Here is a 17,518-nt window from a genome sequence, read left to right as displayed (position 1 = left end):
TTTACATCCTAATAATTAAGGGGAGAGATCCCTTTTTAACTTAAAAATAAAGGCATAAAATGAAATTTAAACGGAATTTATTATCTATTGCTGTGTTACTGGGAATGATTGGGTTAACTGGTTGTAATGAAGAAACCGTTAATCATAATTATGATGGAAGTACTGAAATCGCACCGCCAACCGTTAATCCTGATGATGAAAAACCAGTATGTCCACCGGGTGATGAAGAGTGTGATGATAAACCAAGTACTGAAAATCCAGTGATAGATATGGGTGTTCATGAACCTGTTGATTTTGATGATATGGATATTACTCGTCATGTTAATCCATTCATTGGTACTGGTAATTTAGGGAATAACTATCCAGGGGCAACGACTCCTCATGGTATGGTTCAATTATCCCCAAATAACGGTGCTAATGGCTGGGAATATATTTCTGGATATTATTACCATGACGCACGTACGTCTGGTTTTTCTCATACCCATTTATCGGGTGCGGGTGCAGGCGATTTAAATGACATTCTTGTTATGCCGATCAATACTCGCTCTGATTATATGTTAAATGAAGGCTCTCCAACGCTGAACCTTGAGGCATCTCGTTTTCAGCACAAAGATGAGCAAGCAACCGCGGGTTATTACAAAGTTGATCTTATTGATTATGACATTAAAGCTGAGTTAACCGCGTCGGACAGGGTCGGCGTTCATCGTTATACGTTCCCACGAGACGATCGTTCAGAAATTATTGTGAATACTGGTTTTAAAATCAACTGGGATTATACGTCAGACTCTTACCTAAAATGGGATAAAGAAAATAATCGTTTAGAGGGACATCGTTTCTCCGATGGTTGGGCTGCAAACCAAAAAGAATTTTTTGTTATGGAGTTCGATCAACCCATTAAAAATATTCGCTTTGCTTACTACGACAAACTGACAAAACAATACATTGATGCATCAGCTGATATGACAGAGATTGGTGGTGTAACTCTCGGTAAATATCAATATGCACGTGCATATGTTGAGTTTGATACATCGAAATCAGGCTTAACCGTTGAAGCAAAACTGGCATTATCAAACGTTGAAATTGGTGAAGGCGGTAAAACAGGGGCATCACTGAATATGAGTGAAGTTGCTGGAATGAACTTTGATCAGGTTCGTCAAGCGGCTACAAAACTTTGGGAAGATGAACTGGGTAAAATCCGTGTAGAAGGTGATGAAGCTTATAAACAGACATTCTACACCGCATTATACCGTTCTTACTCTGGCCAAACGATGCTATCTGATTTAGATGGTCGTTATCGTCAAACACATCAAGGTCGTAATGCTTATCCTGATGGAAATACGCCGTGGGGCGATAAAATTGATACTTTAAAAGAATCGATTCGAATTGCTGATGCGAACAAAGATGGTAAAGCAGATTATATTCGTTACGATACGTTCTCGCTTTGGGATACTTATCGCGCAGTTCAACCGTTAGCCTCTATCACTGAACCTGCTCGTATCGCCGACATGGTACTTTCAATGTTGTCTTATGCAGAAGAAGAATGGACCAATGATAAAGGTGAAACTAAGCGTGGTCGTTTACCTGAATGGACATTTAAAGGTAATGAAACTGGCATGATGATGGGAATGCATTCGACACCGATCATTTATGATGCGTTATCTAAAGGGTATTTAGATACTCGAATGATTTATTTAGGGTTTACTGATACAGAGCGTCAAGATGTAAAAGAACGCTTAGTTCAAGCAATGATTACCGACGCTCGTGCTGTTTCAAGTCAAGGTGTTGCTTGGATTAAGGAGTATGAAACACAAGGGTATGTTCCTGCGCAATTGCATGATACGCCGCCAGATTCATACGGGTCTCATTCACCATTTAAAGACGCATGGACAGCATCGTATTCATTAGAATATTCAATGAATGATTGGAATATTGCAAAATCCATCGCACTTGTTTTAGGGGAAGATTCTCCTGAATACAAAGAGTTTGCGGATCGCTCTAATAATTGGCAAGCACAGTTTGATTTTGGTGGCTCTAAATATCAAGGTTGGTTTAAAGCTCGTGATTATGACGGTAAATTTATTGATTCAAATTGGACTGATCCAATAACAGGTAAAGCGATTGGTAAAGATTGGCGACCTGATATGTTTAACTGGTCATTTTCTGAATCGAATGGTTGGCAGTATTCGTTCAGTGTTCAGCATGATATTAATGGCCTTGTTGATTTAATGACTGAATTTGAGCAATCAACCTTAGGCCGTGAAGGTGTAGCTAAGCGAGGTGAGTTATTTGCTGAACGTTTAGATGAATATTTTAGTACTTATCCTGATCGTAATGCCGGGGATAACCAATTTCCTGTTTTTAATACTGGTAACCTTGGGCAGCATGTTCAAGGTAATGAACCAGATATTCATGTCCCTTATTTATACAACTATGTAGCTCAACCGTGGAAAACACAAGCAGCGGTTGCAGCAGCAACAAACGTTTGTTACGACAATACTGCAGATGGGATCTGTGGTAATGATGATTTTGGTACACTGTCATCATGGTTTGTGTTTCGAGCTTTAGGTTTCTTCCCTGTGAATTCATCGTCAGGTATTTATGAAATAGGTACTCCGATGTTTGAACGTGCTTCGATAGCAGTCGATAATGGACAACAATTTACCGTTATCGCTAAAGAGGTAAGCCGAGAAAATATCTTTATTCAATCGGCGTCACTTAATGGTAGAGACTTTAATAAAACGTATTTAACTCATGCTGAGATTATGCAGGGTGGAGAGATAGAGTTTTTAATGAGTGATAAACCAAGTAAACGCTGGGGAGCTAATATTGCAACGGATACACCACCAGATTTAGGTATTGGTGAGTTCTTACATACTGCTGAGTTACCACAAGTCTCTCGCTAATTTAGTTTGCAGTGTATTTATATAATATAAAGCCTCTTAATTTTCCTAAGAGGTTTTTTATTTTTAGTGCTAAATATAATAATTGGGTCCTAGTAAACTAAGTTTTCAAATGTTGTAAAGATGAGTAGCTTTCAATCTATTTGGATAATAAAAGCTCAAAAAACGAATAATAAAGGCTATGTTTAATATATTATGAATAGAGTTTATGTATAAATAGGTACTTGTATAAACTAGTTAAGAACATAAAATTAGTGTTGTTTTCAAAGTTTCTATACTGTGTTCTTCGGTGAATATTTAAAGGTAAGGGCAGTAAATTGTTAGAGGATAGTATTCGTAATTACATTGTAGATAAATTGAGTGCATTAGGTATTAATAGTGACCCCTATGGTATGGAACTTACTGTGGTATTTGTGCTCGTTGTCATTGGTGTTTCTGTGATGGGAGATCTTATCACTCGTCACATAATTGCTCGGACAATAAGGAATGTATTGCACCGTACTAATGAACCACTAGGTGAGAGCTTTTCTAAGTACAAGGTGCTTGAGAAGCTTACTTTTCTAGTGCCTATTATGATACTGAATTTATTGATACCGCTTGCTCTTGAGAATTACGCGGTGATTTCAGGTATTGTTGATAAAGCCTTAAGTATTACAATTATTGTTGTCTTTATTTGGATGCTTTTTTCATTACTTGATGCATTAAATGATCTTGCTACGATTAAAGGCATAACTCGCCGAATGCCAATTAAGAGTTTCGTTCAACTTATCAAGTTATTTACCTTCTTTGTCGGTCTTGTGGTATCCATGTCAATACTGGCTAACGAATCACCGGTTATTTTCTTGAGTGGCTTAGGGGTTGCAACTGGTTTTGTGATGCTCGTATTTAAAGATACTATTCTAGGCTTTGTCGCTGGTATTCAGCTTTCAGCAAACCGAATGATTACGTTAAATGACTGGATTGAAATGGATTCGTTTAAAGCAAACGGTTCAGTTGAAGAGATTTCATTAACCACAGTAAAAGTACGAAACTTTGATAATACCGTGAGCATGATCCCAGCTTATGCGTTGGTTCAAAACGCCTTTATTAACTGGCAGGGTATGTCAGATTCGGGTGGTCGACGCATTAAACGCTCTGTTAATATTGACGTTAATTCGATTCGCTTTATGACAGATGATGAGATTGAATCACTAAAAAATATTCGAATTCTGCGTGAATATTTATTTGAGAAATCAAAAGAAATAAATACGTTTAATGAAGAGTTGGATGATATTCCTCATGCCGGTAATGTTCGACAAATGACTAATGTCGGTATTTTCCGTGCTTATTTGGCAGCTTATTTACGTACTAATAAAGATATTCATTCTTATATGATGTTCATGGTGCGCCAGCTAGAGCCAACCCCTGAGGGCTTACCATTACAAATCTATGCGTTTACCAATAATACAGATTGGGTATTTTACGAAGGAGTACAAGCAGACATTTTTGATCATATATATTCTATTATGCCACTGTTTAATTTACGCCCTTATCAAGCCCTAAGTGGTTATGATGCATTACGTATTGGAAAGTAAATCTTAGGATGCTAATTAAGGTTGTTATTTTATAGCCTTAATAATACCAATCTACATAAGTATTTGATCATTCTTGCTTGTTAAAGTCGATTATATCTGCGTTATAAATTTTGTAATTAGAACCACTAGTTACTGTAATTTATGCTTTGCTCTAATCGAATTTTCCTACGCAATTATCTGAACAACTACTTATCCAGAATGGTATAATATCTATTTCATAAAGTTAACAGATAAAAAAAGCCCCAGCATTTCTGCTAGGGCTTAGAATGTGGTGGAGGGATAGGGATTTGAACCCTAGAACCGCTATTAACGGTTGCCGGTTTTCAAGACCGGTGCTTTCGACCACTCAGCCATCCCTCCAATGCCGCGTATAATAGGGTGTTGCTCTTGTCTTGTAAACCCTTAAATGCATTAAAACTGACTGTTTGGTTCATTATTCTACTATTCTTGTTGTTTTTCTTTATGCTAAGTCTATTTTTAACCTAAAAAATATGAATAAAAAATTTCGATACATATGAATAACCGTCATTTGTTCCTTATATATCAAAGCTATTCATTTTAAATTTATTTTTTATTCTGTTTTTTTGTTAACGTTTAGCTCTTTCTGTATGAAACTTTTATTTATCTTGTTTTTAAATTGTTTTTTTTTCACTGTTCTTCTGTGAGGTTTATATGAAGCTTTGGTTGCCTACGCTTTAGACAACAGTTTAAACCTAAGCTTGAACTTTCCTAAGATAATCCAATGTACCTGCAAAGTACGCTGGATTTTTTATAGCGTAACTTACTCTAGGGGAACCAATACTATTTTGCTACAATCGGCGAAAATTTTTAGTACTTAAAGGTTCATCATGTCATTTGCTTCACTAGGGTTATCTGAACAGCTTCTTAATACCGTTTCGGAATTAGGTTTTAAAGAAGCGACACCAATTCAGCAGCAGGCTATTCCTCTCGTATTACAAGGACATGATGTACTTGCAGGAGCACAAACAGGCACAGGTAAAACGGCTGCTTTTGGTTTACCGCTTATCCAGCGCTTGGTTGAAAATCCAGAGAGCCGCACTCAAAATTCAAAAGTGATTCGTAGTTTAATTTTGACGCCAACGCGTGAATTAGCACAGCAAGTATTTGATAGCTTGGTGAGTTACACCAAAGACACTGACATTAAAGTTGTGGTGGCTTATGGTGGAACTAGCATTAATGTTCAGAAAGACAATTTAGTTGGTGGCGCTGATATTTTAGTTGCAACACCAGGTCGCTTATTAGATCTATTACACATCAATACCATCACGCTAAACCAAGCTGGGTATCTAGTATTAGATGAAGCTGACCGCATGTTAGACATGGGCTTTATTCCAGATATTAAAAAGATCTTACGTAAGATGCCTGCGGAGCACCAAACCTTATTCTTCTCAGCAACATTCAGCAAAAAAGTAAGAGAAATTGCTTATTACATGCTACATAAACCAAAAGAAGTACAAGTTACGCCAACAAATAGTACTGCTGATACAGTTGAGCAAATGGTATATCCAGTAGATAAGCACCGTAAAAGTGAATTATTAGCTTACCTGATAGGCTCTCGTAACTGGCAACAAGTCCTTGTGTTTACAAAAACAAAACAAGGCTCTGATGAATTAGTGAAAGAGCTTAAAAAAGACGGTATAAAAGCGGCGTCTATTAATGGTGATAAAAGTCAGGGTGCTCGCTTACGTGCATTAGAAGAGTTTAAAACGGGTAAAGTTCGTGCGTTAATTGCAACAGATATCGCTGCGCGTGGTCTAGATATTGAGCAGCTAGAATGTGTCATTAACTATGAACTTCCATTTAAAGCGGAAGATTACGTCCATCGTATTGGTCGTACAGGTCGAGCAGGTTGCACCGGTAAAGCGATCTCGTTAATGAGTTCAAATGAAGAATATTTGTTGAAAGCGATTGAAACGTTACTTGATGTTCGCCTTCCTCAAGAATGGCTGAAAGGCTATGAACCTGATCCAAATGCACGAGTAATAAAAGAAGACCATTCACGTCAAAGTCGTGGTCGTTCTGCTGATAAAAGAAAAATGAAAGCGAAAATGAAAGTTCATGAAAATCGTGGAAAAAATAAGCGTTAAATTGATTAGTATTCAACTGTAGATTAAAAGTTTGACTGGCCAGCTTAATGATTTAATCTGGCCATTATCGATCTTGTTTATCAATCCTTCTTACTTATTATTCCTTTTTATACTAATTTAAACGTTAAATCTGTGAAGTCGGTTGTAATTTAATCTAATTTAACGCTAAATCTGACTTGACAAGTTGTTATGTAAATTAGTGTAAAGTTAAGTTGAATGTCTCAGTGTGAGGCGTATGATTCGTGAAAACTGAAGCCACTTTTGGGTTATCTTCCTTCAGTATTTGGAGTCTTTATGCCGCAAAGAGCACTGACTGTACTTTGCTTACTACTTTTGTCTTATTCCACTTCTTTATTTGCAGAATCTTTTACCTTACCCATTTGGAAAGAAGAGGCAGAAGCCAAGGGTTATACTTTACCTGAAGCTTTTGGTCTTAATGTTAGCTACATGAAACAAACTCAAGATATCTCAGTAGATAGTATTGGGTTTGAAGGAACAATTCCCGCATTACTCCCATGGAAACCACCACATGCAATTAGTGATTTAGTCGATATTGAATCAGTAGGAAGCGGAAAACAAATGAGTGAAGTTCTAACATTACGTGGTGATGTTTGGCTTTTCCCTTTTTTGAATTTATATGGAATTGTCGGTCAGCTAAAAGGGTATTCAGAAACGACTATCAACGTTAAACCTCTGGGTTTAGGTAAAGGGATAAATATGCCTTTTAGATTAGATCTCAATGGTACGCTTTATGGAGCAGGTTTTGTCTTGGCTGGTGGTTATAAAGATGTATTTGCGCTAGCGGATGCTAGTTATACTGAAACTGAGTTAAATGTTATTGATGGTACAATTAGTTCGATTGTGATCTCACCACGCGTAGGTTATGACTTTACCCGTATGGGAACACCACTTCGTGTGTGGGTTGGAGCAATGTATCAAGATGTTGAACAATCACTATCTGGGAATTTAACGGATATCGGTTTAAGTGGCAACTTAGGAAGTCTGGTCGGAAAAGTTGATGATGGTCGCTTTAATGTGGAGCAGCATCTTGTAACTCCTTGGAATACCTTACTGGGTATGCAATATAAACTTGATGATGGCTTATATTTGTTAGGTGAAGCAGGTCTCGGTAAGCGTAAAAGCCTTTTCTTCACTGTTGATATGCGATTTTAAATCATGAAGTTAGTAAACTTATTGGTAATTGTACTATTAAGTAGTTATGCATTCTCGATCTCAGCTAAAGAAAACCCCCAAAGTTGGGTGGATACTTTTCTAGAAGAATTAGGTTCTTCTGAAGATATTGATGTCAGTAAGGGGATAGATTGGGCTGTGCTGCCTGGTCCCTTTGCTAACCCTGAGCAAGGTTTTGGTATTGGTATTGCGGCTGTAGGCTTATATTCACCTCTTGAAAATAAAGACAGCGCTCCGTTATCTACTATCAATATTACCGGTTATGGATCTACTTCAGGTTCTTATGGTGTAGGTGTTAATAACCGAACTTATTTTGAAAATGATGATCTACGATTATTAGTTCAAGCCAAAGCAAGTCACACTCCTGAGTATTATTGGGGAGTTGGTAAGAATGCAGCAGAGACTGACCGTAATAAAACTCTTGTCGAAGCGCAAATTCTCGGTTTTACACCAAGAATTGCTTATCAATTTTTACCAAATACTTACTTTCTTCTTGGTGTTGATATGGAAAGCTATCGGAAGCTTTCATCTGACACATCGCTGCTTACACAAGATGAACTTAGCGATACATTTTTAAGTGCCTCCACAGTAAGCCTTGAGTATGACAGCCGTGATTTTGAATTGAATGCATATAAAGGCATGTTGGTCAGTGTTAATTGGAATGCTTATCGAACTGAGTTTGGCTCTGATCATGACTTTGATAAAGTCACCATCAATTATCGTCAATACCATAAAATATTACCTAATACTGTTTTGGCGTGGGAAGTCTTTGCTGAAAATGTACAAGGTGATATCCCTTGGTTCGCATTCTCCTCTTTAGGCAGTGATAAGCGTATGAGAGGGTATTATTCTGGTCAATATCGAGATAATAGTCAGTTGTCAGGACAAATAGAAATTCGTCAACAATTTAATCAACGGCATGGAATGGTCGTATGGGTTGGCGGTGGCAATGTTGCAGACTCCTACCAAGAATTATTTGATAGTAAATGGTTACCGACATATGGGATTGGCTACCGTTTTGCGTTTAAACCAAGAGTTAATGTAAGACTGGATTATGGATTAGGAAAAGATAGCCAAGCGGTATATTTTCAAATTAATGAAGCGTTTTAGAGGATATTTATATGAAGAGTAAAATAGCTTTCATCGTCATCAGTAGTCTTTTATGTGGTGTATCTTTATCTGTTTTTGCTGATGCCCCTGTTGGTGTGAGGCCATGTTGTGCTTTTGGGACAAACTTACAGACGGAAGTCGGGGGGATCCCCGTTCCTTTTGTTTCAGTAGAAAACGTACTCAATATAGATGATCTCGGAGACCATATCTATAATGATGGCAGTCAAGGAGTTGCAAGTAGCTTAATGGGCTTTGGCGATGAAAGTAATGGAATCTTTTATTCTGAAAAAGGCGGTTTTTTAGATTCTGCTCATATTAGAGATACGGCTGATTTTACTTATTATCTTTATGGTGAGTTCTATAAGCATTTAGGAATAGACTTTAAAGTGACACTGTCATATGAGTTGAAAACTCGTATTATACAACTGCATTCAACCTCTCAAGAATACACTCAAACTGAACGAGAAAAGATCAGTATTGAACTTGCTGCGTTAACGTCTTATCGTTTAGCTCAATGGCATGAAATTGCTCAATGGTTTGGCATGGAATCGGTAGGTGGCTTTAAAGAGTATGCTTCTGCGTTCTCACCTGAAGATCTGTATTCAAATATGTTGGGGGCTCTCTTAGCTAGTGATGTGATTAGTGCCAATCCAAATTTAGATAAAGATGCATTTTCTACCGCAATGACTAAAGCAATAAAAACAAAATTTATTGAGTTGGGTGTAGGCACAAAAGAAGAGTCTAAAGCCCAAATCCAAAAAATGGATGGCGTGTGGTGGGACAGTTCTAAGCGCTTACCAAATAAGTGGGTCGTCATTCATAGAGAATATCATTTAGGCACTGACTTAAAACCAAACGGGTTTAAAGGTGAAGTTGAAGAGAGTGTTTCAACAGAACATGAAGCTTTGGCTACATTTAAACTTATGCCAAATGAAAATGATGACGCTTTTTCTGCATTGCCGGAGACATTGAAGAACAAACCTTATTGGACGCCAAGTGATTTCCAAGCAATTGCTGATTTTGCTAAAGCGCATGATGATGAAGAGTTAACGAGAAAATAACGTTTATGAATTAAAATCATCAGTAATAAAAAGCCCCGAAAAAGCACTTTAAGGTAAAGTCTTATTTGGGGCTTTTTTATCTTTTATTGATTATGCTTTTGCTTTGTTTGATTTTGGAATAGTACCGAATTTTTCAGTACTAAACCCTTTCACTAAGCTTACACACATCATTAAAAGAATGAAGGTAAACGGTAGGGCAGTAGATACTGTACCTGCTTGTAACGCTTGCATTGCCTCTGTACCACCAACCCATAGTAATACTGCAGCGATAGAACCTTGAACCGTCGCCCAGAAAATACGTTGAGGAACAGGAGCATCAACCTTACCGCCTGCAGTGATACTATCGATAACTAATGAGCCAGAGTCGGATGACGTTACAAAGAACACCATAATAAGAACGATTGAGATAACAGATAAGGCAGTACTCATTGGTAATGCGTCATACATGTTAAATAGTGCCATAGTGATATCATTTAAGCCATTTTCACCAAGCTCACCAACTTTGTTTTTTACTTGTTCAATTGCAATACCACCAAAAGCAGACATCCATAGAGCTGTGGCTAATGTTGGGATGATCATTACAGAGATCAAGAACTGACGAACAGTACGACCTTTAGAAACACGAGCAATGAACATACCTACGAATGGTGACCAAGAGATCCACCAAGCCCAATAAAATACAGTCCAACCGTGCATCCAAGTTTCATCTTCACGACCGTGAGGGTTACTTAGAGGAATAATATTCTCAATATAGCCTGTCACAGTTAAAGGTAAGGTACTCATTACATCAGAGAAACCGATTGCGATAATGAATAGAAGTAATGCAACAGCAACCAGCATGTTTACGTTACTTAGTAGCTTTACACCACCATCGATACCACGAATAACAGAGATCATCGCAAGCATAGTAACGAAAATAATCACGCCAATTTGCATGTTTATGCCGCCGTTAGTACCAAACACATGATTGATGCCACCTGCTGCTTGTTGAGCCCCTAAACCAAGAGAGGTTGCAAGACCAAATAGTGTTGCTAGAACAGTCATGATGTCAATGATGTGACCAAACCAGCCCCATGTTCTATCCCCTAAAATAGGATAGAAAACAGAACGCATGGATAAAGGTAAACCTTTGTTAAAAGTGAAGAATGCTAAAGATAAAGCGACTAAACCATATATTGCCCATGGGTGAATCCCCCAGTGATACATGGTTCCGCCTAGAGCCAGTTTTTTAGCTTCTTCGGTAAAAGGCTCCACATCTAAAGGAGTACCATACCAGTCTGTGTAGTAAGCAAGAGGCTCAGCAACACCGTAAAACATCAAACCAATACCCATGCCAGCAGCAAAAAGCATTGCCATCCATGAAATTGTTGAGTGTTCTGGTTTTGCACTGTCACCACCAATTCGGATTTTACCAAACGGTGAAACAATTAACGCCAAGCAGAAAACTAAGAAGATATTACTAGACCACATAAATAAACCATCAAAGTTATCAATGATTTGTAATTTTATGCCGTCAAGAAGGGATTTTGCTTCTGCTGGGTCCATAATAAGAAGCACAGTTAAAAATAAAATAATAGCGCCAGCACTAATACCAAAAACTTGGTTGTGTATATCAAAACCCCATTTTTGGATATTATCTTGGCCTACTTCATAATCAGTACTGTCAATGCTGTACTTATCCGTAGTACTCATGTGTGTCCTCACATAATATATATGATAGCTCCATTCGGAGTCTACCTAGATACTGTCACATTCCTGTAACAGCTTTTTTCGCGAAGATAATATCAGAGTTAAGAAAAAAAGAATATATTTTTTGATTGGGTTTGACATCTAAAAAAACGCCTTAAAACAGTGTCTTAAGGCGTTGTGTTTTGGATTTGTGTGGTTGGATATTTAATGGTCAAGGTATAAGAAATTCTGCCAAGACTTCATACGGATTAATACCTTACGCATAATTGATACGTGCTCAAAGCTGTCTGAATACACTGAAATTTCTGCATTAGAACCTGCAGGAAGGTGAAATTCAGATACGTCATCAGTTAATTTTAATTTAACTAAGGCTCTACCATTAGTTTGAATAGCATTTGTACCTAATAAAGCACCTGAAGCTTGAATTTGTCCCTCACCAATGGCGGGAATAACTTCAACAACTTCACCTTCAAATACTCGACCAGGAATAGCTCGAAATAAAAATTCAGCTTTAAATCCTGCTTGTAAGCGTTGTAGAGAATTTTGACGAAATGCACCGACATAGTATTGATCTTCTGTATGTACAAATGTCATTACAGGGCGGAGAGGGAGGGGAACTGCCATCATGCCTGGACGAAGTGCCATTTGAGTTACATATCCATCAGTTGGTGCTCGTACAATGGTTTCATCAAGGTTGAATTGTGCTTGCTCTAATTCTGCACGCATGCGAGCAACTGTCGTGTTCTCTCCATTAATTTCAGACTCTAACGCCAGCTTAGCTTGTTGTTCTTGGGCTTGAACGGACTCGACGGTTGCTTGAGTTGCTTTATAAGTTTGTTTACGAGTATCTAATTGTTGGGCAGTAAAAGCGCCTTTCTTAAAGCCTTTTTCATAACGTTTAAATTCACGGTAGGCCTTGTCTTTATCGGCTATAGCTTTAATGGTGTTTGCTTGAGCTGCTTTATAAATAGACTCTAATTGAAGGGCAGCTTGTTCTGCTTCATTTAATGCAGCTTGTTTACGAATGACTTCTGCTTTAAAAGGAATTGGATCAATCTTAAAAAGTATTTCGCCTTTTTCAAGAGGTTGATTGGCTTCGATGTTAACTTCGATTACTTTTCCTTTAACACTTGGGACAATTGGCGTAGTGACATAAAACTGTCCGCCAAATTGAGTAAAAGGGTGGTTATAATTCATTAATAAAACAAGCGTGCCAACAAGAACAACACCACCTAATCCGGCGGTAGGGACCGTCCATTTATTGAGAGGGATATTAAAGATTTTGAATACAGCGATACATAATGCGGTGTAAGTAAGGATAAGCAATAAATCCATTATACTTGCTCCTCTTTCGTTGGTTTCTGGGGTGATTGTTTTACTTCCATTTGAGAGATTTTTTCTGTCAGTAATTCAACTTGGTCATTAAGGTGATTAACTCGAGTTTGAAGCTCTAATTGATTGTTTTCAATTTTATGAAAGCCCCAACCGCGATCTTCACGCCATAATGTTGCCCAAATCCAAAGGAAAGGCCATAAAACATGTAATGTGAACAAGCTAACCCAGCCTGCAATATGAATTGCATCTGAATGTGGATGGTCACGCTTATGAGCTATCTCATAGGGGATATCGTGAATGACAATAATTCCGTAAAAAATAACCAATGCAACAAACACTAACAAGCCAAGAGAAAAATAATCTAAAAACATAAACGCATCCTTGTGTATAACTAAGGGATTTAACAAACTACCTATTTTTTAATAACTTGAGTGTGACATCGGTTGGGTTAATACGCAAGATATAATCTAAAATTGAAACCAAAAAAAGCCGATATAATATTAGCTAAAAAGTTATATCGGCTGATTTTTAGAAAAAATTATTTATTGGCTAACACAATTCCGCCCGCCGTCTTTAGCTCGGTACAGTGCTTTATCGGAGGCTTTGATCACTTCTTGCGGTTTCTTATATTCTGTATTATCAGCAACGCCAATACTTATGGTTACATTCACGACTTTTGTCTTGTTTGTTTTTCCTCGTTTTGCTTCCCCTTCCTTTTTATCCTTAGGTCGAGTATTTGTATCTCGAATGATTAAATCATAATCTGCTATGTCTTCACGCAGCTCTTCTAAGTATTCTAAGCTTTGTTCTGCAGTTTTACCTTTAAATAATACTGTGAACTCTTCACCACCATAGCGGTAAACTTTTGCATTACCACCAGTTTGAGCCATGATACTAGCAACCAATTTTAAGACGTCATCACCAGTATCGTGCCCATAACTGTCATTGAATTTTTTGAAGTGATCGACATCCAGCATTGCAATTGTATAACGACGGCCAAGATGTTTCATTTCAGATTCAAGCGCTCGACGGCCAGGGATCCCCGTTAATTGATCGATGAATGCTAATTCATGACTTGCAGAAATAATATAAAGAAGCAGTAGTAATCCTGCGATAGAAAACATAGTGCTTGAAATAAAATCAACGCTGAATAAAGCAAAGGTTAGCGATGAATAAAGCAAGCAAGTATAAGACGCTAAATCAGTGTTGTTATTACGTGTTAGAACAAAAATGGCAGACAGCCCACACATAACTAAACTGTAAAGAACGATAATAATAGGAAGTGGAGATACTTCTGGGATATTGAGTAAATAGGTTTCCCAAATTTCAGTCATATCATTATCAGCAAAATGAGAGACAATGATCCAACACCAGATAAGCATAAATAGAAGAATACCTAAGTAGCCGGCACCATATTTTGAGAAAATACGACGTTCAGGAAAAATAAATGTTGCCATCATTGAAATAGGTAATAAGAAAGCGGTTAAGGTAAATTCAATACGAGCATTGCCATAGGAAAGTGGAACTTGCAAACGCTCTTGGATGATCCAGTAGGCAATAGCCATAGTGATTGCTATCATCCCAATTCGACCTTGATTGAAAGGCTGGCTTAACAGCAATACAATTGATAGTACGATGTATGGAAGTATGTATGAAAATCCCTTGTTTTCAGAAGATAATTGGATAATGCCATCCATACCCGTGATTACAGAAACAACGATAATGATAGGCAATAACAGCTTAAATAATGGATGACTCAGAAGGCTAAAAGACATTGTTTTTTAACGAATCCTAATTAATCTAAAAAAAGAAAGAGTTTGTCACTGAATTACTAGGACAAGACGTTATTCTATCAATAACATAGCTCTATTCATACGTTTGTTATGACACTTAATGCATTTAATAAAAATAAGGCATCTTTATGGAATCAAACATTCATAACTATATGGAAGTTCTGGTTGGAAAGCGGTTTATTGAACGTGATTTCCACCAGAACTATACAAATGATCAAATCACAGATATTAAGTGCATTAGTTTAAATCAACTCCCTACACTTTATATTCGTTATAGCTTAGATATGTTAGCGGCCACATCTCAGAAAAAATTAATGCAATATGATGAAATGGTTGCAGCAGCAGTTGAAAATGCAGAAAAGATGGTTGTAAATGACAGAAGACAGCGTAATGATAACTTTGAAGATATTATCGTTTATGCAGCGAAAGATCGTTTTGTACTAGAAGATGAAGAACTGCCATTTGCTGGTGAAATTAAACTGGATTAAAAAATCCCACACAGCTTTATTAAGCTATGTGGGATTGTCTGATTTAGAGTGAAGACTAGGCTTTTGTATCGGTTTCTGTAGCGTCAGTTGTTACTTCAGTTGATTCTACTTCTGGAGCAGGGAAAGCTTGCAGTGGTTTTGCAACCATATTGCGAGTATCTTCTTTGACTTCAGCAAGAATAACGGTTAGCTGATCGCCAAGTTTGAATGTTTCATATTTATCAATCGAGATTGTACCTTGGTCAGCATTACATTCGATGCGTTCTTTGTTATCAACAATTAATGAGCCGGGGATAAAAGCAGCTGCACCATTTTCGATTAAACGAACTCGCATCCCTGCACGATTTATATCAAAAATCTCAGCAGTATATTGAGTTTCTTTTTCAACTTCACACGCTAGTGTTCTGCAATATAGCCAATCGCTTACATTGCGCTCAGCCATACGATGGTAACGACGGCTTAATGCTAGCTCTTCACCAACAATATCATCAGGGCGTTGTACTGGCTCTTTGCCTAATATATGAGCTTTAAGCATACGGTGGTTAATCATGTCGCTGTATTTACGGATAGGAGAAGTCCATGTCGCGTAAATATCTAAACCCATTGCGTAATGTGGTAATGGAACGTTACCTGTTTCGCTGTATGTTTGGAATTTACGAATACGAGCATCAAGATATGACGTAGGTTGAGAACCAAGAAGGCGACGTAATTCACTAAAGCCTTCTAGCGTTGCTATATACTCTTCCGTGAATTCAGTATCATCTAATTGATTTACAATTTCAGTTACGTCTTTTAGTTTATCTGATTTAATACCGGCATGAGAGTTAAATACGCCCATATTGAAAGTATTTCGTAATGTTTTACCTGCGCAGATGTTTGCCGTTACCATTGCTTCTTCAACAAGTTTGTTTGCTGTGCGGCGCATATCGGCGTGAATAGCAACGACGTCATTTTCTTCGTCTAATTCAAAGCGGTAATCAGGACGATCTGGGAAGATCACTGCGTGAGTTTGACGCCATGTTGTACGTGCTTGTGCGAATTCGTACAACTCAGTAACTACTTGCGAAATCGTCTCTGTTGGCTGCCATTTATCACATGAACCTGTTTCTAGGAAATCAGATACATTGTCGTAAGCTAAACGTGCGTGAGATTTCATTGTTGCCGCAAAGAAATTGATAGATTCTTCATCAATCGTGCCATTAACAGCAACTTTTACTGTACAACAAATTGCAGGGCGTTCTTCGTTTTCGATTAGTGAACATAATTGGTCACTTAAATCACGAGGTAACATTGGAATATTGCGACCAGGTAAGTAAATAGTATACCCTCGCTTACGTGCAACTTGGTCCATGCTGTCATCTGGTGTGATGTAGGCGGTTGGATCTGCGATGGCAATCGTTAGCTCAAAAGAACCATCGGCTTGCTTTTTAATGTATAACGCATCATCCATGTCTTTGGTCGATTCACCATCGATAGTCACAAATGGTGTTTCTGTTATGTCGATACGAGTTAAATCTGCATCATCTTTGATTTCCCAGTTGTCGATGCCTTCAGGCTCCGAGTTTGGTAAATCGTTTTGTGCTAGGGTTACCCACCATGGAGCAATCTTGTCATCGCTGTCAGTGATTTTATGGGTTACTTCGCATAAGAAATTTTGATCGCCTTTTAAGGGGTGTTGCGTAAGCTCTGCAACAACCCAGTCGCCTTCTTTTAAAGTTTCAGGATTAACGCCTTTGCGTGCTTTTGCTTTGATGGCATTTTTCAAGCTTGGATGATCAGGCATTACTTGCAAGCGTTTTTTGAACATTTGAATGCGGCCGATGAATCGAGTAATTGATTGTTCAATCAACTGATCTGGTTCGGCTTGTTCTTTGTCATTTTCAGTACGGACTAGGGCGACAATCTTGTCACCATGCATCACTTTTTTCATTTGTGCTGGCGGTATAAAGATACTTTTCTTTTTATCGTCTGATTCTAAAAAACCAAAACCGCGGTCGGTTGCTTTTACTGTGCCTTCTTTTTTAGGAAGCTTATCTTGAATTTGTTGCTTTAATTGCGCTAGTAGTGGGTTATCTTGAAACATGAGCCTTCATACTATAAATAGGAAATAACGAGCTAACTTTACTATCGCCCTTAATTGATTGCTAGAAAAGACCGATGAAATATGTAAAAAAGCATGCGTAATGTACAAAAAACTATCGAAACTAAGAAAATAGAGCTAAATTTGTGAAGTTGCTCAATTTTTTCTGGTAATTCTTGCCGTATTAGG

12 protein-coding genes and 1 tRNA gene are annotated in these 17,518 nt (G+C 37.8%); 7 read left to right on the top strand and 6 right to left on the bottom strand.

Annotated features, from left to right (window positions below):
- Nucleotides 1–59 precede the first annotated feature (59 nt).
- Both BTO22_RS14905 and BTO22_RS14900 read left to right on the top strand, forming a co-directional pair.
- Complete coding sequence (locus BTO22_RS14905) at nucleotides 60–2,903, top strand: GH92 family glycosyl hydrolase (protein ID WP_105056151.1); 2,844 nt, start codon at nucleotides 60–62, stop codon at nucleotides 2,901–2,903.
- Nucleotides 2,904–3,217: 314 nt separating this feature from the next.
- Nucleotides 3,218–4,474: a mechanosensitive ion channel family protein gene (locus BTO22_RS14900; RefSeq protein WP_105056150.1), complete on the top strand. Its 1,257-nt coding sequence runs from the start codon at nucleotides 3,218–3,220 to the stop codon at nucleotides 4,472–4,474.
- A gap of 269 nt (nucleotides 4,475–4,743) precedes the next feature.
- Here BTO22_RS14900 and BTO22_RS14895 read toward each other — a convergent pair.
- Nucleotides 4,744–4,834 (bottom strand) — tRNA-Ser (locus BTO22_RS14895).
- A gap of 488 nt (nucleotides 4,835–5,322) precedes the next feature.
- On the opposite strand from BTO22_RS14895, the gene BTO22_RS14890 reads away from it, so the two are divergent.
- The 4 genes from BTO22_RS14890 to BTO22_RS14875 all read left to right on the top strand — a co-directional run bounded on the left by BTO22_RS14890 (nucleotide 5,323) and on the right by BTO22_RS14875 (nucleotide 9,944).
- The gene (locus BTO22_RS14890) at nucleotides 5,323–6,582 is read left to right on the top strand and encodes a DEAD/DEAH box helicase (RefSeq protein WP_105056149.1); all 1,260 of its coding nucleotides are present in this window, start codon (nucleotides 5,323–5,325) and stop codon (nucleotides 6,580–6,582) included.
- A gap of 294 nt (nucleotides 6,583–6,876) precedes the next feature.
- The gene (locus BTO22_RS14885; RefSeq protein WP_105056148.1) at nucleotides 6,877–7,755 is read left to right on the top strand and encodes a hypothetical protein; all 879 of its coding nucleotides are present in this window, start codon (nucleotides 6,877–6,879) and stop codon (nucleotides 7,753–7,755) included.
- 3 nt (nucleotides 7,756–7,758) lie between these two features.
- Nucleotides 7,759–8,883, top strand: coding sequence for a BamA/TamA family outer membrane protein (locus tag BTO22_RS14880; protein WP_105056147.1), 1,125 nt, complete (start codon nucleotides 7,759–7,761; stop codon nucleotides 8,881–8,883).
- 11 nt (nucleotides 8,884–8,894) lie between these two features.
- Nucleotides 8,895–9,944, top strand: coding sequence for a DUF4056 domain-containing protein (locus BTO22_RS14875; RefSeq protein ID WP_105056146.1), 1,050 nt, complete (start codon nucleotides 8,895–8,897; stop codon nucleotides 9,942–9,944).
- Between the two features lie 90 nt (nucleotides 9,945–10,034).
- Here BTO22_RS14875 and BTO22_RS14870 read toward each other — a convergent pair whose 3' ends face one another.
- The 4 genes from BTO22_RS14870 to BTO22_RS14855 form a co-directional block, all read right to left on the bottom strand.
- Nucleotides 10,035–11,636 (bottom strand): BCCT family transporter, encoded by a 1,602-nt coding sequence (locus BTO22_RS14870; protein ID WP_105056145.1) that lies wholly within the window; start codon nucleotides 11,634–11,636, stop codon nucleotides 10,035–10,037.
- Nucleotides 11,637–11,837: 201 nt separating this feature from the next.
- Entirely contained in the window at nucleotides 11,838–12,968 is a 1,131-nt protein-coding gene (locus BTO22_RS14865) for an HlyD family secretion protein (protein WP_105056144.1), read from the bottom strand.
- Nucleotides 12,968–13,339 carry a DUF3302 domain-containing protein gene (locus BTO22_RS14860; RefSeq protein ID WP_105056143.1) on the bottom strand — a complete coding sequence of 124 codons (372 nt, stop codon included), beginning with the start codon at nucleotides 13,337–13,339 and terminating at the stop codon, nucleotides 12,968–12,970. The genes BTO22_RS14865 and BTO22_RS14860 overlap by 1 nt, the downstream gene beginning before the upstream one ends.
- A 171-nt stretch (nucleotides 13,340–13,510) precedes the next feature.
- Complete coding sequence (locus tag BTO22_RS14855) at nucleotides 13,511–14,743, bottom strand: GGDEF domain-containing protein (RefSeq protein WP_181044663.1); 1,233 nt, start codon at nucleotides 14,741–14,743, stop codon at nucleotides 13,511–13,513.
- 146 nt (nucleotides 14,744–14,889) lie between these two features.
- On the opposite strand from BTO22_RS14855, the gene BTO22_RS14850 reads away from it, so the two are divergent.
- A complete protein-coding gene (locus BTO22_RS14850; RefSeq protein ID WP_105056141.1) occupies nucleotides 14,890–15,249 on the top strand; it encodes a late competence development ComFB family protein in 360 nt (119 codons plus the stop codon).
- A 55-nt stretch (nucleotides 15,250–15,304) separates the two neighbouring features.
- On the opposite strand, the gene BTO22_RS14845 is transcribed toward BTO22_RS14850, so the two are convergent.
- The gene (locus tag BTO22_RS14845) at nucleotides 15,305–17,332 is read right to left on the bottom strand and encodes an exoribonuclease II (protein ID WP_105056140.1); all 2,028 of its coding nucleotides are present in this window, start codon (nucleotides 17,330–17,332) and stop codon (nucleotides 15,305–15,307) included.
- Between the last annotated feature and the right edge of the window lie 186 nt (nucleotides 17,333–17,518).

It is taken from the genome of Aliivibrio sifiae (assembly GCF_002954705.1).
Classification (GTDB): Bacteria; Pseudomonadota; Gammaproteobacteria; order Enterobacterales; family Vibrionaceae; genus Aliivibrio; species Aliivibrio sifiae_A.
The sequence above is the reverse complement of the archived record's forward strand: the minus strand, read 5'-3'. Positions and strand labels throughout refer to the sequence as shown.

Excerpts from the sequence above, each read along its gene's own strand:
- BTO22_RS14905 (WP_105056151.1), top strand. The coding sequence starts at position 60 with ATGAAATTTAAACGGAATTTATTATCTATTGCTGTGTTACTGGGAATG.
- BTO22_RS14890 (WP_105056149.1), top strand. The coding sequence starts at position 5,323 with ATGTCATTTGCTTCACTAGGGTTATCTGAACAGCTTCTTAATACCGTT.
- BTO22_RS14885 (WP_105056148.1), top strand. The coding sequence starts at position 6,877 with ATGCCGCAAAGAGCACTGACTGTACTTTGCTTACTACTTTTGTCTTAT.
- BTO22_RS14880 (WP_105056147.1), top strand. The coding sequence starts at position 7,759 with ATGAAGTTAGTAAACTTATTGGTAATTGTACTATTAAGTAGTTATGCA.
- BTO22_RS14875 (WP_105056146.1), top strand. The coding sequence starts at position 8,895 with ATGAAGAGTAAAATAGCTTTCATCGTCATCAGTAGTCTTTTATGTGGT.
- BTO22_RS14870 (WP_105056145.1), bottom strand. The coding sequence starts at position 11,636 with ATGAGTACTACGGATAAGTACAGCATTGACAGTACTGATTATGAAGTA.
- BTO22_RS14865 (WP_105056144.1), bottom strand. The coding sequence starts at position 12,968 with ATGGATTTATTGCTTATCCTTACTTACACCGCATTATGTATCGCTGTA.
- BTO22_RS14860 (WP_105056143.1), bottom strand. The coding sequence starts at position 13,339 with ATGTTTTTAGATTATTTTTCTCTTGGCTTGTTAGTGTTTGTTGCATTG.
- BTO22_RS14855 (WP_181044663.1), bottom strand. The coding sequence starts at position 14,743 with ATGTCTTTTAGCCTTCTGAGTCATCCATTATTTAAGCTGTTATTGCCT.
- BTO22_RS14850 (WP_105056141.1), top strand. The coding sequence starts at position 14,890 with ATGGAATCAAACATTCATAACTATATGGAAGTTCTGGTTGGAAAGCGG.
- BTO22_RS14845 (WP_105056140.1), bottom strand. The coding sequence starts at position 17,332 with ATGTTTCAAGATAACCCACTACTAGCGCAATTAAAGCAACAAATTCAA.